Genomic DNA, 14,882 nt, shown 5'->3' with positions numbered 1-14,882 from the left:
GATCCTGGTTGAATAACGGCGTCAGGCGCTGCGCAGCTGACGATACTGCTGACAAATCGATGCCACGCTGAACTTCTCCAGCGCCGCTGCGTCGATGGCCGGCGGGCTATGGTAAATGCTTTGCATCGTCTGAGCCAGCGCCGGGCTGTTGAGATCCGCCAGGCCGCGCGACAGCTCGCCGGTGAGGATCTCGGTCACGCCGCCCGGGCAGCGGGTGCTGGCGACCGGCGTATCCAGCAGCAGCGCCTCAACCACCACGTTGCCAAAGCCTTCGCTATCGGAGCTGAGGACCAGCATCCGCGCGCCTTTGATCCACGGCAGCGGGTTTTTCTGGAAGCCTTTAAACAGGACGCGATCGGCAACCTGTAGCGCCTGCGCCAGCTGGCGCAGGCGCTGCTCTTGTTCCGGTTTGCCCTGCCCCAGCAGCACCAGCGGCGCGTCGATACCGCTTTGCGCATAGGCCTCAATCAAGCGGTCGTGCCGTTTGCCGGGGTGGAAGCGGCCGACGTGAATAATATAGTCGCCGTCGGGTCGCTGGCTGGGCTCTTCGGCCGCGGCGCGCAGGGCGGCGATATCAAACGGGTTATAAATCGTTTTAAGCTGGGCGGGGCGAATGGCGAACTGCTCGATCAGGTCTTGACCGACCGCATCGGAGACGGTAACGACATTGCGTCCCTGATAAACGCGCCCGATCTTCTGCTTTTTCATCCAGCGGTTAAAACCGCTGCGGTGTCCGAGATAGGACGTGGAGAACACGCCGTGCAGGCAGAACCAGACGTTGCGCCCGTTCAGCAGGCGGCTGCGGGAGACGATGCGGTCGGTTTTATGTAGATTGGAGAGCACCAGATCGAAACGGCCCTGCTGTTCTGCTTTCTCGATTGCCGCATCAAGCTGGCGCGCGCGCCGGGATAGCTCGGTGAGTTTGCGCCAGGGTTTGCGGCAGCGGTCGGCGATGACCTGATAATCCAGCCCCGCCGGTAGCGGATACTCGCAGACATCGCGTAGGGAAAAAAGCGATACCTGTTCACCCTGGCTGCTAAAATGCGCTGCCAGCGTCAGCACGACTTTTTCCGCGCCGCCGCCGGGCAGGCCGTCGATAACAAACAGTATGCGCATCGTTATTTCACCAAATCCTGATAGAGGGAGAGCAGCTGTGCCGAGAGCCGTTCGCTGGTGCAGGTCATGATCCGCTCGCGGGCGCGCTGGCCTTCTGCAGAACCCAAAGCCCGAGCAGGCAGGGCGTTAACCGACTCCTGCAGGGCCGGGATATCCAGCGCATCGCAAACGTAGCCGTTGCTGCCCTGAACGATAAACTCCGCGCCGCCGCAGCCGGTAGTCGTAATCACCGGCAGGCCGCAGGCCATCGCTTCGAGAATGACGTTGGGGAACGGATCGTAAAGCGTCGGCAGCAGCAGGGCGTCGGCCATCTGATAGAATGGCAGGGTTTCCGACTGCATGCCGAAAAAGCGCACCCGTTCCTCGCAGTTGAGCGTTTTCGCCAGCTGCTGATAGCGACTCTGCTCTTTATCTTTGCCCACCACCAGAAGATAGCGGTTGGTCGGCGCGATGGCGCGGATCGCCGCATCCAGCCCCTTGCGCTCAAAGCCGGAGCCGACGTAAATCAGGCAGGTTGCCTGGATCGGCAGATTCCATTTGGCGCGCAGCGCGGTAAAGGCTTCTTCCGTCGGCGGCAGAAAACGCTGGTTATCAATAGCGTTATAGATGACGTGAATTTTTTCCGCCGGCAGGCCGAAGTCTTCAATAATCTCGCGTTTAATCATCTCCGCGTTGCAGATAACGCCGCGCAGGTGCGAGTCCTGGTACATGTCGCGCTCGGCCTGCATCACATAGCGATGGTAGCGGTCGGCAAACAGCAGGCGGCTTTTCCAGCCGGGCAAAATGCGCGAGCGCTGCTGCAGCCAGCGACGGTGTACGCCGTCTCCGGCGCGGTACAGGTCGCAGCCGGGTATACGCTCATGGCTTTGCACCAGATCGAAGGCTTCGCGCTGCCAGAGCTGGCGGGCGGCGTCGGCAAACCCACGCTCGCGGCTGATCCGCCCCCACTTGCGCGGATTGCAGATGTGGATGTTCCACTCGGGCTTCACCGGCCCCTGCCACTCGCGGGTGATGACGTTCAGTTCAAGATCGCTGTCGTCGAGGGCTTCCAGCGCGCGGGAGACAAAGCGCTCCGCACCGCCGTCCGGGCGATACTTCTGGCGTACCAGAGCCAGCCTGAATTTACTCATGCCAGTACCTTTTTCGCCGCCGCGATGACCGCGTCGGTGGGGATTAAATCGAGAAAGCGTTCGTTGGTGTTGGTATCAATGTCGTCAGGATCGGGAATCGATCCAAAATCACCCGCCCAAATCACCTCGCCCTGCGCCTGCCATGGACGCCAGAAGGTGAGCTTGGAGGGGCCGAATAGCGCCACCAGCGGCGTACCGAGCGCGGCGGCCATATGCATCGGCACCGAGTCGACGCCGATGAACAGGCGGGCATGGTCGATGACGGACGCCAGCTGGCGCAGGGTGAGCAGCCCGGCGAGGGAGTGCAGGCGAGCATCGGGGCAGCCCGCCATAATGGTGTCGATCATCTGCTTCTCTCTGGCGTCAGGGCCGGAGGTCAGCACGACCGGGTAGCCTGCTTCAGAAAGCGCGTTTATCAGGGCGCTCATTCGCGCTTCGCGCCAGCACTTAAAGAACCAGCGGGAGGTCGGCTGAATGACGATATAGTTATCCTGAAATCCTTCCGGCAGCAGCGCGCGGCTGGCGCGCCAGTCCTGCTCGCTGTAGCCCATCTTCGCCGGCGCGTCAGCAATATCCAGTCCAAGCGGCGCCAGAATCGACAGATTCTGCTGCACGGTATGCAGCTGGTTATGCCGCTCGGTTGAGGCGAGGGCGGTATGGCAAAAACGCCAGGCCGGGTGGCGACGCTTCGGAAAGTCAAAGCCGATACGGATGGCCGCCCCGGTCAGTTTGGTGATGATCGCGCTGGGCCACTGATCGGCAAGATTGAGCACCATATCGTAGCGCTGCTGGCGGAGCGTGCGAATCAGCCGCCACTCCATCTTCAGCTGATGGCCAGCGCCCTGTTTTTTCCAGCGCCGGTCAATGCCGTAAATGTGGCGGATATCCGTATTCGCTGCGAGCATATCCCGCGTTTCTTCATAAAGCAGCACATCCACGCAGGCGGCGGGATATTGCTGCTTAAGCGCATGAATAAGCGGCGTTATCAATAACATATCGCCATGATGGCGAAGCTTAATAACCAGGATTCGCGCCGGGTTCACGCGGCCGGAAGTGCGGGTTTCAGGCGTCATTCTCTGTTCTTCATTCAGGGTCAGGGCTCCGATTCTAGGGGATCAGATAGATTGAGAGAAGCCTTGTCTTGCTCTACCATGACCCGATACGTATGGCCTGAGGACGTTTTCGTGCACAAACCCGCATTTCTCATCACGATTGATACAGAGGGTGATAACCTCTGGCAAAAACATGACAGCATCACCACCGAGAATGCGCGCTATCTACCGCGTTTTCAGCAGCTTTGCGAAAAGTATGGTTTTAAACCGGTCTGGTTGACCAACTATGAAATGGCTATCGACCCGGTTTATATCGAATTTGCCAAAGATACGATCGCCCGGGGAACCGCGGAAATTGGTATGCATCTCCACGCGTGGAACAGCCCGCCGACCGATCCGCTCACCGATGACGACTGGCGACATAAACCGTATTTGATCGAGTACAGCGATGCGGCGATGCGGGCAAAAGTCGACTATATGACCCGTCTGCTGGAGGACACCTTCCAAACCAAAATGGTCAGCCATCGCGCCGGGCGGTGGGCGTTTGATGAGCGCTACGCGCGTCTGCTGGTGGAGTATGGTTATCTGGTGGATTGCTCGGTTACCCCGAGAGTGAACTGGAAGACGGCGAAAGGCGCGCCGCAGGGCGACGGCGGCACCGATTATCGTCATTTCCCGCAGCACGCCTATTTTCTTGACGAGAATGATATCCGTCGTGAAGGGCAATCATCGCTGCTGGAAGTGCCTATGAGCATTCAGTACAAGCACTCCGCGTGGATGAATAGCCTGAAGCAGGGCTACGATCGCCTGCGCGGCAAAGTACGCTCGCCGTCGGTACACTGGCTGCGTCCGATGGGCGGTAACGTTGAGACGATGAAAAAAGTGGTCGAACAAACGTTGACTCAGGGTAATGACTACGTCGAATATATGCTCCACTCTTCAGAGTACATGCCCGGCGGCAGCCCAACGTTTAAAAACGAGCAGGATATCGAGCGCTTATATGCCGATCTGGACGCTTTTTTCAGCTGGCTGGCGCCGCAGGTGAAGGGAATGACGTTGGCGGAGTATTACCAACAGAAACTCACACAGCGATAAAAGATCACAACCAGGTACCGTATGCGTATCGTGAAGCAGTTTACGCGGAAGAAAAATGCCTTCTTCCGCGAAATTAAGTTTAATTTAATTAACTATCGTTACAGAAATAAAAGCGCACGCCAGCCCTTTAATTCCGCGAAGATTCAGCATGTTTTATTATTGCGCCTGGATGACAAAGTTGGGGATATGGTCGTAACGACCGGCTGCGCAAAGCTTTTAGCCGATCGGGGCTATAAGGTTTCTGTGCTGACCGGGCTGGTCTGTAAGCAGATGCTTGCCGGCGCGGATTTTCTTGAGCAGGTCTATTTATATCAGCCGCGGATGCCGTTAAACGCACTGCGTGCGGCAGGATTTGACGCGGTTGTTGATTTTGATGATGTGAAAACCTACGAGCGTTTTAAACTGCTGGCTGATTTGCAGCCTGGCTGTGTTATCGGTTTTAATAAACAAGAATATAAACTTTACGATCACTCCATCCCTTTTCTGGATAGCAGCAGCCATATTTCCGCCCGCTATAAAGCCGTCGCCAGGCTATTTGGCATAGAACACCCTCATTACCACTATCATCTGCCCGGCGATGCTTTTGAGCGGGAAAAAGTCAAAACACTGATGGCTCAGCACAAGGGGAGTCAGCTCTGTATTGCCATAAACCCGTTTACCGCCTCAACGGATAAAGACTTTTGCCGTCATCAGGTTTCTGCCCTGATTGAGCGCTTATATACGCTCCCTTATAAAATCAGCGTCGTGATGGTCGGGCATAGCGAGAAAATTCGTCAGCTTAATCTGGAAACGGCGCTGCATCTGCCTGATAGCAATATTAATTCAGCAGTTGAGATTGTTCGCCACTGCGATCTGGTGATTACGGCGGATACCGCCATCGTGCATATTGCTCGCGCGTTCGACAAGCCCATGGTGGCGGTTTACAACAAACGTAAACTCAAAGATACCGGATTGCCGGGCTATACCATCTGGGCGCCGGGTTATGACAAGGCCAGACAAATTGTCTGCGAAGAGACTAACGTCGCCGACATGACCATTGACGCGGTCTGGCCGGTGATCAAAGCCCAGGCGGATGCCCTGATCGCCGCCCGCCAGCAGGCGTAAAAAAGGGCCCGCTGCGGGCCCTTGTCTTAGCGTTTCGCCTTCAGGCCGCCGCTGAGCGCAATGCCCAGCGGTAGCCAAAACAGCGGCCAGCTTTCGCGAGGGTTGCTGATGATAAACATGCCCTGCGAAGCCATAAAAATCAGCGCATAGATAAAAATCGCCAGCCCGTAGCGGCCATCCTGCTGTTTACGCCATGCCTGCCATAACCCTCCGGCAATCACCGCCAGCAGCAGCGCCAGGCCGATGATGCCGCCTTTCAGCAGTGCGCCAAGATAGACGCTGTGGGTGGTGGTGATATGCTCGCCGCTGTAGTTGGTAAAGTTGAGCTCGTAGTCAAAGCCACGACCCAGCCACGGCTGGCTGGCCACTTCCTGGACCGTATGGCGCCAGATACTCAAGCGCAATCCGCTTTGTGTGCCCAGCTCTTCAAAGCGCGCCAGCAGCAGGTCTCCCGTTGGCGTAAAGAGGAAAAGCGCGCCCAGAACCAATGCTAACGCGGCGACAATCAAAAGATTGCGGCGGGTAAAGACGTGCAGGTGCAGGGTGCAAACAAACGCCACCAGCAGGGCGATAATCGGGCCGCGGCTTTGGGTCAGAAACAGCATCACCAGCATGATGGCCATCGGCACATACAGCAGGTGGCTGCCTTTCTCCTTCAGCAGCATCGCGCAAATAAGGATACCGATACCGCAATAGCCTGCGAGGTCGATAACGTTGGTCGGCCCGGGATTGCCCGGTGACACCAGACGCTCTTTGAGGACCAGGGTGAAATCGATCGCCATCGTCCAGATGGAGAGCACCGTGATCCCGGCAACGACGCTCAGCAGCGCCAGATGTCGGGTTCGGGTGTCGCCCAGCAGGGTAGTTAGCAGCAGGAGATAAAAAATTAAATAGGCGCCGTGCGTCAGCGGCGAGTCGATATGCTGAGGCGTCTGCCCCCAAATATTGCTCAGGGCATAGTAAACGCAGAATACCACCAGCAGGCTATAAACCGGCCACCGCTGGCGGATGCTTTCCGCTATTGCCTGACGGTTAACCTGGTTAAGCAGTGAAAGCAAAAACAGCAAGATAGATAAATGAAGAAGGTTGTTTGTCCGGGTTGATACGCAAAAAACAGCGCTAAAAAACAGAAACAAAGTGAAGAAAATGGTGTAGCCCTGTCTGGCGTAACTACTTATTTTTAAAGTACTCATCAAAAGAAACCTTTGCGAAAATCGTTTCCGGAACCGCGCTTTCTAAAGAGAAGTTAACGACCCGAATATGGTTTTGTTGCAGCACGTTGGCAGCGTGCGAAAAGGACGGCATGACCAGGTCATCCACCTTATTTGCCAGCCAGGAGGGGAGTTTATCCTGTTCCGTTTCGTAGAATCGCGGCTGGTTGAAGTTACTCATATCCAGACCGCTTATCAGAATGGTTTTAAATCCCAGCCACATCAGAATTTGCAGGGCCCAGTAGACCACGGTTCCGGCATCGAAAATGCCCTGGCGGATATCGGTGCTAAAGCAAATATCCTGCCGCTGCGGGTGAAAGCGTAAAGCCGCAACGCCTTTCCAGACCTGCGGCATCGCGCTTTTGGCGACTTTGGGCTGATAAATTTTATAACAGGCGTCTTCAATTAATGCCAAACGACAGCGAAGCTCTGCGCCGTAGCGGTCGAGGATTTTGGCGATACCGTGCATGGTGGTGAAGAGCACGAGATCGGGTTGGCTAATCACTGAACGAATCACGTCCGGCTTTTTATCGTAAAACACCATATCGACAATGGTATAGAACGAAAATTTAATTTTATCAGAGAGATGCCAGGCGCCATTCACCCCCATCACCGGAACGCTTTTCGGCAGCCGCGTGAAATCAATACGGCGCGTAGAGGGGCCGGTGGCGGTCAGCAGCACCTCGCCCTGGGCGCTATCCTTCAGTTCGCTGAGATTAACCAGCGGCACCGTTTTCCCTTTGTATTTCAGGGTGCGGATTTCACCGCTCGCCGCGCGCGTGATATGGGTAAACGGCCAGAGATTTTCGTTATGGCGATAGGCGCGTCGATGCGTGTAGCGATAGATCTGCTTAAATAATGAACCCATTAAGCCAGTTCCTGAGATTTCAACAGTTGCCGAATCCGGGAGGCGGGTATATCCCCCGTGCTGCTGCCGCTTTCCGGGCGCACCACGTACTGATTTTTACCGTAGCCGCCAATCAGCCCCGGATCGGTCGGACCGTACAGCGTGAAGTTCGGTTTATCGAGCGCGGCGGTAAGATGGCTCAGCCCCGTGTCGACGGAAACCACCCCGCGCGCGCCTGCCAGAACCTCTGCTACCTGCTCCAGGCTCATGCGCGGCAGGACGTCGACAAAATCGTGCCCCTCCGCCAGGCGCCTGGCCCGCGCCTCTTCATGGGGGGCGCCCCACGGCAGTTTGATGCGTACGCCGCTGTCGGTCAGCAGGGCGATAAGCGCCCGCCAGTTCTCTTCCGGCCAGTGCTTATCATCGCGCGTCGTGGCGTGGAGGAACACCAGATACGGCGCAGCGGACGGGTCAGTCTGACGCAAAAAATGGCGGGCGATCGCGTAGTCGCCCTGGGTTTCCGGCTTCGCGTAGCCGAGGCTTTTTGCGAACAGCTCGCGGGTGCGCTCAACGGCGTGCTGCTGTTTAGCAATATGGTGGCGACGGTTGTAAAACAGGCTGGCCAGCGGCTCGCGGGCGGTTTGCCAGTCCATACCGTGCTTCACGCCGCGGGCCAGCCGGGTGACCAGCGCGGCGCTCTTCACCAGCCCCTGAGCATCGATGATCGCGTCATATTTTTCCGCCCGTACGGCGTCGCGGAAAGCCTTACGCTCGGCTTTGATCGGCGCGGAAAACCACGCCTTGCGCCAGCGGCGAATCGCTACCGGGATGACCCGGTCGACGGTCTCATGCCAGGAGGGGATCTGCGCGAAGCCTTCCTCAACCACCCAGTCGAAACGAATGCCGGGAAAGGCCAGCGCGGCGTCGCTCAGCGCGGGCAGCGTGTGCAGCACGTCGCCCATGGACGAGGTTTTTACGATCAGTACCCGCATCCGTTAGTCTTCCTCTTGTTCCGTTTTTTCCAGCAACAGGTCGTTTAATTCTTCCAGCACGCGCTGTGGCGTAATGTCGATCAAACTCTGATGATAGCCTTCGGCGGCGTCGCCTTTACGCACTTTGTGGTAGCCACTGATCAGGCGGATCACGCGCGCTTTGTGCGACAGAGGTGGAGTGAAGTCCGGGCTGCTGGGCCCGTAGAGCGCCACCAGCGGACGGTCGAGCGCGGCGGCGACGTGCATCAGGCCGGAATCGTTGCTGACCACCGCTTTACAGGCGGCGATCAGAATGACTGCCTGCTCAAGTTGAGTCTCCCCGGCCAGATTGCGGCACCATGCCTGCTGTTCGGTATTGAGGGCGGCGAGGATTTCATTGCCCGCTTCGTGATCTTTCGCGGAGCCAAACAGCACGATCTGAAAGCCTTCGTCGATCAGCTGTTTCGCCAGTTCGGCGTAGTGATAGTGCGGCCAGCGTTTTGCCGGGCCGAACTCTGCGCCGGGGCAGAAGCCGATGAGCGGGCGCTCGGCTGAGAGGTTAAACGCGCTACAGGCCTGCGATTTTTCGCCTTCATGTACCTGCAGCTGCGGCCAGAGCAGCGGCTGCGGCAGATCTTTCGCGCAGCGCATCACGCCTTTGTCGTAGGCCAGACCGACGTAGCGTTCGACCATCAACGGCCAGGCGTCTTTATCCAGCTTGCGGGCATCGTTCAGCAGGCCGTAGCGCATCTCGCCGAGCCAGCCGGTGCGATGCGGTATTCCCGCAAAGAACGGCACGAGGGCCGATTTAAACGAGTTGGGCAGCACATAAGCGCGATCGTAGCGACGTTCGCGCAGGCTGTGCCCAAGCTTACGCCGTTCCCCGATTTCCAGCGCGCCGTGGCCGAGCGGCATCGGGATTGCTTCGTTGACTTCCGGCATGCGCGATAGCAGCGGACGGCACCATGCGGGCGCCATCACGTCGATGATCGCCTGGGGATAGCGCGCCCTGAGCGTACGATAAAGACTTTGCGACATCATCATGTCGCCCACCCAAGACGGGCCAATCACCAGTATTTTCATGCTTGCTTCTTACGCGTCGCGGTTCAGCCAGGCCATATATTCCGTTACGCCTTCGGCAACGGTCTTAAACGGTTTATCGTAGCCCGCTGCGCGCAGGTTTGTCAGATCCGCCTGGGTAAACGCCTGATAGCGGCCTTTCAGCTTATCCGGGAACGGAATGTACTCGATGCTGCCTTTCTGGTGGTAAGCCAGCGTTGCGTCTGCGACAGCCTGGAAAGACTCCGCGCGGCCGGTGCCAAGGTTGAAAATGCCGGATACGCCGTTTTCCCAGAACCACAGGTTCACCGCCGCGACGTCGCCGACGTAGACGAAGTCGCGCTTGAAGCCGTCGCTGCCTTCAAACAATTTCGGACTTTCGCCATTATTCAGCTGAGTATTCAGATGGAAAGCGACGCTGGCCATGCTGCCTTTATGGCCTTCGCGCGGCCCGTAGACGTTGAAATAGCGGAAGCCGACGATCTGCGAGTTCGCTTCCGGCAGGATCTGACGGACATATTCATCAAACAGAAACTTGGAGTAGCCGTAAACGTTGAGCGGCTGCTCGTATTCGCGGGATTCGATAAAGTCGCTGGTGCGGCCGCCGTAGGTCGCCGCGGAAGAGGCGTACAGGAACGGGATTTCACGCTCCAGACAGTAGTGAAGCACCTCTTTTGAGTACTGATAGTTGTTATCCATCATGTACTTGCCATCCCACTCCGTGGTGGAAGAGCAGGCGCCTTCATGGAAAATAGCGTCGATATCGCCGAACTCTTCGCCCGCCATAATCTGGATCAGAAAGTCTTCTTTATCCATGTAGTCGGCAATGTTCAAATCCACCAGATTGATGAATTTGGTGCCGTCTTTCAGATTATCTACGACCAGAATGTCGGTAATGCCCTGGTCATTCAGTGCTTTAACGATATTGCTGCCGATAAAGCCTGCGCCGCCGGTAACGATGATCATAACTGTAACCTTTGAAGTGGGTAGTCCAGAGACAATCCGGACATGAATACTCTTATCATATCACTACATCGAAAAGGCTTCAGCCATTCGCCGATAAGGTAGAGAGGGACTCGTGATTTATGCTGCAAATAATTCATGCAGTAATGCATCATCTCGTATCAGCGTATAGCTTTAGGTAATATGTGCCAAATTTTGCCGAATCTGGAGAGTTGCAATGCGTGGTGATTTCTACAAACAGTTAACCAATGACCTGGATACCGCGCGCGCGGAAGGGTTGTTTAAAGAAGAACGGATTATTACTTCGGCGCAGCAGGCGGATATCACCGTCGGCGGCAGCCAGGTGATTAACTTCTGCGCCAATAACTATCTCGGCCTCGCGAACCACCCGGAACTGATTGCCGCCGCGAAAAGCGGCATGGATAGCCACGGCTTCGGTATGGCCTCCGTGCGTTTTATCTGCGGGACCCAGGACAGCCATAAAGCGCTTGAGAAGAAGCTGGCCGATTTTCTCGGTATGGAAGATGCGATTCTCTACTCCTCCTGTTTTGATGCTAACGGCGGCCTGTTTGAAACCCTGCTCGGCGCAGAAGATGCGATTATCTCCGATGCCCTGAACCACGCGTCGATCATCGACGGCGTGCGCCTGTGTAAAGCGAAGCGCTTCCGCTACGCCAACAACGATATGGTGGAGCTGGAAGCCCGTCTGAAAGAGGCGCGTGACGCCGGCGCGCGCCATGTGCTGATTGCCACCGACGGCGTGTTCTCAATGGACGGGGTGATCGCCAACCTGAAGGGCGTTTGCGATCTGGCGGACAAATACGACGCGCTGGTGATGGTGGATGATTCTCACGCCGTGGGTTTTGTGGGTGAAAACGGCCGCGGTTCCCATGAGTACTGCGACGTGATGGGCCGCGTCGATATTATCACCGGTACGCTGGGTAAGGCGCTGGGCGGCGCGTCCGGCGGCTATACCGCCGCGCGTAAAGAAGTTGTCGAGTGGCTGCGCCAGCGCTCGCGTCCGTATCTGTTCTCCAACTCGCTGGCACCGGCGATTGTCGCCGCTTCCATCAAAGTGCTGGAGATGGTGGAAGCGGGCAGCGAGCTGCGCGACCGCCTGTGGGCTAACGCGCGCCTGTTCCGTGAAAAAATGACCGCGGCAGGGTTTACCCTCGCGGGCGCCGATCACGCCATTATCCCGGTGATGCTCGGTGAAGCCACCGTGGCGCAGCAGTTCGCGCGCGAGCTGCAAAAAGAAGGGATTTACGTCACCGGATTCTTCTACCCGGTGGTACCAAAAGGCCAGGCGCGTATCCGTACCCAGATGTCTGCGGCACATACCCCTGAACAAATTGAACGTGCGGTGGAAGCCTTTACCCGCATCGGTAAACAACTGGGCGTCATTGCCTGAGGGTGTGAGATGAAAGCGTTATCCAAACTGAAGGCGGAAGAAGGCATCTGGATGACCGACGTGCCGGAACCGGAAGTCGGCCATAACGATTTGCTGATTAAAATTCGCAAGACCGCGATTTGCGGTACCGACGTGCACATCTACAACTGGGACGAGTGGTCGCAAAAGACCATTCCGGTGCCGATGGTGGTGGGCCATGAATATGTCGGCGAAGTGGTGGGTATCGGTCAGGAAGTTCGCGGTTTTAAGCTTGGCGACCGCGTTTCCGGCGAAGGGCATATCACCTGCGGCCACTGCCGTAACTGCCGCGCCGGGCGTACGCATCTGTGCCGCAATACCACGGGCGTCGGCGTCAACCGTCCGGGCTGTTTTGCCGAATATCTGGTGATCCCGGCGTTTAACGCCTTTAAAATCCCCGACAATATCTCTGACGATCTGGCGTCGATTTTCGACCCATTTGGCAACGCCGTGCATACCGCGCTTTCATTCGACCTCGTCGGTGAAGATGTGCTGGTTTCCGGCGCCGGCCCGATCGGCGTGATGGCCGCCGCGGTGGCGAAACACGTTGGCGCGCGTAACGTGGTGATTACCGACGTTAACGAATATCGTCTGGAGCTGGCGCGCAAAATGGGCGTCACCCGGGCGGTGAACGTTTCTAAAGAGAACCTTAACGATGTGATGGCCGAACTGGGCATGACCGAAGGTTTCGACGTGGGTCTGGAGATGTCCGGCGCGCCGCCGGCGTTCCGCACCATGCTCGATACCATGAACCACGGCGGGCGCATCGCCATGCTGGGGATCCCGCCGTCGGATATGTCTATCGACTGGACCAAGGTGATTTTCAAGGGGCTGTTTATCAAAGGGATTTATGGTCGCGAAATGTTCGAAACCTGGTACAAGATGGCCGCGCTCATCCAGTCCGGTCTCGATCTGTCGCCGATCATCACTCACCGCTTTGGTATTGATGATTTCCAGCAGGGCTTTGACGCGATGCGTTCCGGCCAGTCTGGCAAAGTCATTCTCAGCTGGGATTAATTTCCCTCGGTCTGCATTTTAAAAAAGCGCCCTGCGGGCGCTTTTTTGAGAGTTGTCCTACATTTTTGTGATACTTAATCCACTCCGCACTTTTTCTAAATCGCTTTCTCGCCTATTCGTTTATACAGTCAGTTTAACCATGGTTTAACCCTACAAAGATTATGCTTAAACTTTCTGTATGCTTATTGACCTGTAATTCATCCCGCTTATTACGGGAGGTTTTACCACCTTTGCTTAAGGTAGCCGATGAATTTATCGTCATCGATTCAGGCAGTACGGACGCCACGCTGCAGATTTGCCAACAGTTCGGTCTCACCGTTCACTATCATGCTTATACCACTCACGGCTCGCAGATGAACTACGCGACCTCCCTCGCCAGCCACGACTGGGTGCTGTGTATGGATAGCGATGAGATTCTTGATGACGAGGTGGTGGCAGCTATTCTGGCGCTGAAGGCGGGGGATGAGCCCGATCCAACCTGCGCCTGGCGTCTGCCGCGCTACTGGTTCGTGCTGGGTGAAGAGGTGCGAACTATTTACCCGGTATCCTCGCCGGATTTCCCGGTTCGCTTGTATAACCGTTCTGCCGCCCGGTTCAACGAGCGTCCGGTAGACGATCAGGTCGTCGGTTTTTCGCACTCGGCCAGGCTACCGGGATGCGTGCGCCACGACACTTTCTACTCCCTGCATGAAGTGTTTAATAAGCTTAATAGCTACACCACGCGGCTGGTTAAATATCAGAAGATCAGGCCGTCTCTTGGGCGCGGAGCGATCAGCGCGATTGGCGCTTTCTTTAAGTGGTATCTGTTTAGCGGAGCGTGGCGAAAGGGCAAGGTCGGCGTGGTCACCGGGCTTTACGCGACCTTTTACAGCTTTCTTAAATACTTTAAAGCCTGGTACGCCCATCAGGACAAGCCGGAATCCGCGGCGGATAAGCACACGGATTCCCGGACGATTTAGTTGGTGGGCTGATCCCAGCCCTGCCACTTCAGCTGGTAATACTGCAACAGCGTACTCTGGGCGATGCTTTCGCTCAGAATGGTAAAGAAGCGGCTGGCGTTGACCGGCTCCGGCGGACGTTTAGATTTGCACTGCTTCACGCCGCGGAACGGATTGCGCGGCGGCTGAACCCGCGGCGCGGTGTTCGGCGTAGAGGTATCCACCTGCGGTTCGTTGAGCAGGCTGCTCGGGCGAACCAGAGTGATATCCGGCGGCAGGTTATACACCATCTGCTGCAGCACGCGCACCGTCGTCGGGTGCGGGTGGCCGATAGCAATGGCGGAACCGTTGCGCCGCGCCAAAGCGATAGCGCGGTTGAACTGATAGCGGATATCCGCTTCGTTTTGGGTATCGTCGAGGAAAACCTTACGCTTAATCACCTTTACGCCGGTGCCCTGCGCCGCGCGCATGGCTTGGGTATTGCCGATGGTGACGCTATCGAGAAAGTAGAGATTGTAGCGCTCGAGCGCCTGCATCACCTTCTGCATGCCGAAGAGGTTCGACGTCATCGCGCTGCCCATATGGTTATTCAGCCCCACGGCGTAAGGGACCTTGCCGTAGGCTTCGCGGATAATGCGCTCTATCTCGCTGCTGTTCATATCCGGACGGAGAGTATCTTTTTCCAGCGGCTGTTTGCTGAGCGGCGCCATCGGCAGGTGGATGAGCACCTCGTGGCCGAGATTATGCGCTTTGGTTGCCATTTCGCGGGCGTGGGGCGCATTAGGGAGTACGGCAACGGAGATCGTCGCTGGCAGCGCCAGCACCTGGTTTTCCGTTTGTGGACGATAGCCAAAGTCGTCGATAACAATGGAGAGTTTGCCGGCAAATACCGGCGACGCGATAACCAGCGTACCGGTTACCGCGAGTGCGATTCTGCGAAATTGAAGCAA

The 14,882-nt window shown here is 56.8% G+C and carries 14 protein-coding genes; 5 read left to right on the top strand and 9 right to left on the bottom strand.

Going from position 1 to position 14,882, the window contains the following annotated elements:
- Positions 1 to 21: 21 nt before the first annotated feature.
- The 3 genes from KCG39_RS17700 to rfaQ are packed head-to-tail and all read right to left on the bottom strand — an operon-like array spanning position 22 to position 3,319.
- Complete coding sequence (locus tag KCG39_RS17700; protein ID WP_142468068.1) at positions 22 to 1,116, bottom strand: glycosyltransferase; 1,095 nt, start codon at positions 1,114 to 1,116, stop codon at positions 22 to 24.
- Positions 1,117 to 1,118: 2 nt separating this feature from the next.
- Positions 1,119 to 2,246, bottom strand: coding sequence for a glycosyltransferase family 4 protein (locus tag KCG39_RS17695; RefSeq protein WP_004126625.1), 1,128 nt, complete (start codon positions 2,244 to 2,246; stop codon positions 1,119 to 1,121).
- Positions 2,243 to 3,319 (bottom strand): putative lipopolysaccharide heptosyltransferase III, encoded by a 1,077-nt coding sequence (gene rfaQ / locus KCG39_RS17690; protein WP_049115843.1) that lies wholly within the window; start codon positions 3,317 to 3,319, stop codon positions 2,243 to 2,245. Before rfaQ ends, KCG39_RS17695 begins: the two co-directional genes overlap by 4 nt.
- A gap of 111 nt (positions 3,320 to 3,430) precedes the next feature.
- Here rfaQ and KCG39_RS17685 point away from each other — a divergent pair, with 111 nt between their 5' ends.
- On the top strand, positions 3,431 to 4,393 hold the full coding sequence (locus KCG39_RS17685; RefSeq protein WP_004126620.1) for a polysaccharide deacetylase family protein: 963 nt from the start codon (positions 3,431 to 3,433) through the stop codon (positions 4,391 to 4,393).
- Positions 4,394 to 4,414: 21 nt separating this feature from the next.
- On the top strand, positions 4,415 to 5,497 hold the full coding sequence (locus KCG39_RS17680) for a glycosyltransferase family 9 protein (protein ID WP_142468069.1): 1,083 nt from the start codon (positions 4,415 to 4,417) through the stop codon (positions 5,495 to 5,497).
- Positions 5,498 to 5,523: 26 nt separating this feature from the next.
- Here KCG39_RS17680 and KCG39_RS17675 read toward each other — a convergent pair whose 3' ends face one another.
- The 5 genes from KCG39_RS17675 to rfaD are packed head-to-tail and all read right to left on the bottom strand — an operon-like array spanning position 5,524 to position 10,551.
- The gene (locus tag KCG39_RS17675; RefSeq protein WP_004126614.1) at positions 5,524 to 6,690 is read right to left on the bottom strand and encodes an O-antigen ligase family protein; all 1,167 of its coding nucleotides are present in this window, start codon (positions 6,688 to 6,690) and stop codon (positions 5,524 to 5,526) included.
- Entirely contained in the window at positions 6,668 to 7,576 is a 909-nt protein-coding gene (locus tag KCG39_RS17670; protein WP_142468070.1) for a sugar glycosyltransferase, read from the bottom strand. Before KCG39_RS17670 ends, KCG39_RS17675 begins: the two co-directional genes overlap by 23 nt.
- Positions 7,576 to 8,547: a lipopolysaccharide heptosyltransferase RfaC gene (gene rfaC / locus KCG39_RS17665; protein ID WP_004126608.1), complete on the bottom strand. Its 972-nt coding sequence runs from the start codon at positions 8,545 to 8,547 to the stop codon at positions 7,576 to 7,578. Before rfaC ends, KCG39_RS17670 begins: the two co-directional genes overlap by 1 nt.
- 3 nt (positions 8,548 to 8,550) lie before the next feature.
- On the bottom strand, positions 8,551 to 9,609 hold the full coding sequence (gene rfaF, locus KCG39_RS17660; protein WP_004126606.1) for an ADP-heptose--LPS heptosyltransferase RfaF: 1,059 nt from the start codon (positions 9,607 to 9,609) through the stop codon (positions 8,551 to 8,553).
- Between the two features lie 9 nt (positions 9,610 to 9,618).
- Positions 9,619 to 10,551: an ADP-glyceromanno-heptose 6-epimerase gene (gene rfaD, locus KCG39_RS17655; protein ID WP_004126603.1), complete on the bottom strand. Its 933-nt coding sequence runs from the start codon at positions 10,549 to 10,551 to the stop codon at positions 9,619 to 9,621.
- 214 nt (positions 10,552 to 10,765) lie between these two features.
- Between rfaD and kbl the strand changes: the two genes are divergently transcribed.
- The 3 genes from kbl (at position 10,766) to KCG39_RS17640 (ending at position 13,953) form a co-directional block, all read left to right on the top strand.
- Complete coding sequence (kbl, locus tag KCG39_RS17650) at positions 10,766 to 11,959, top strand: glycine C-acetyltransferase (RefSeq protein WP_004126601.1); 1,194 nt, start codon at positions 10,766 to 10,768, stop codon at positions 11,957 to 11,959.
- 9 nt (positions 11,960 to 11,968) lie between these two features.
- Positions 11,969 to 12,994: an L-threonine 3-dehydrogenase gene (tdh, locus tag KCG39_RS17645; protein WP_004126597.1), complete on the top strand. Its 1,026-nt coding sequence runs from the start codon at positions 11,969 to 11,971 to the stop codon at positions 12,992 to 12,994.
- 161 nt (positions 12,995 to 13,155) lie between these two features.
- A complete protein-coding gene (locus KCG39_RS17640; protein WP_049114109.1) occupies positions 13,156 to 13,953 on the top strand; it encodes a glycosyltransferase family 2 protein in 798 nt (265 codons plus the stop codon).
- On the opposite strand, the gene KCG39_RS17635 is transcribed toward KCG39_RS17640, so the two are convergent.
- Positions 13,950 to 14,882 carry a divergent polysaccharide deacetylase family protein gene (locus tag KCG39_RS17635; protein ID WP_004126591.1) on the bottom strand — a complete coding sequence of 311 codons (933 nt, stop codon included), beginning with the start codon at positions 14,880 to 14,882 and terminating at the stop codon, positions 13,950 to 13,952. The genes KCG39_RS17640 and KCG39_RS17635 overlap by 4 nt on opposite strands.

Source organism: Klebsiella pasteurii, assembly GCF_018139045.1.
Classification (GTDB): Bacteria; Pseudomonadota; Gammaproteobacteria; order Enterobacterales; family Enterobacteriaceae; genus Klebsiella; species Klebsiella grimontii.
Note: the sequence above shows the minus strand (reverse complement) of the source record. Positions and strands in the feature narration are given on the sequence as shown.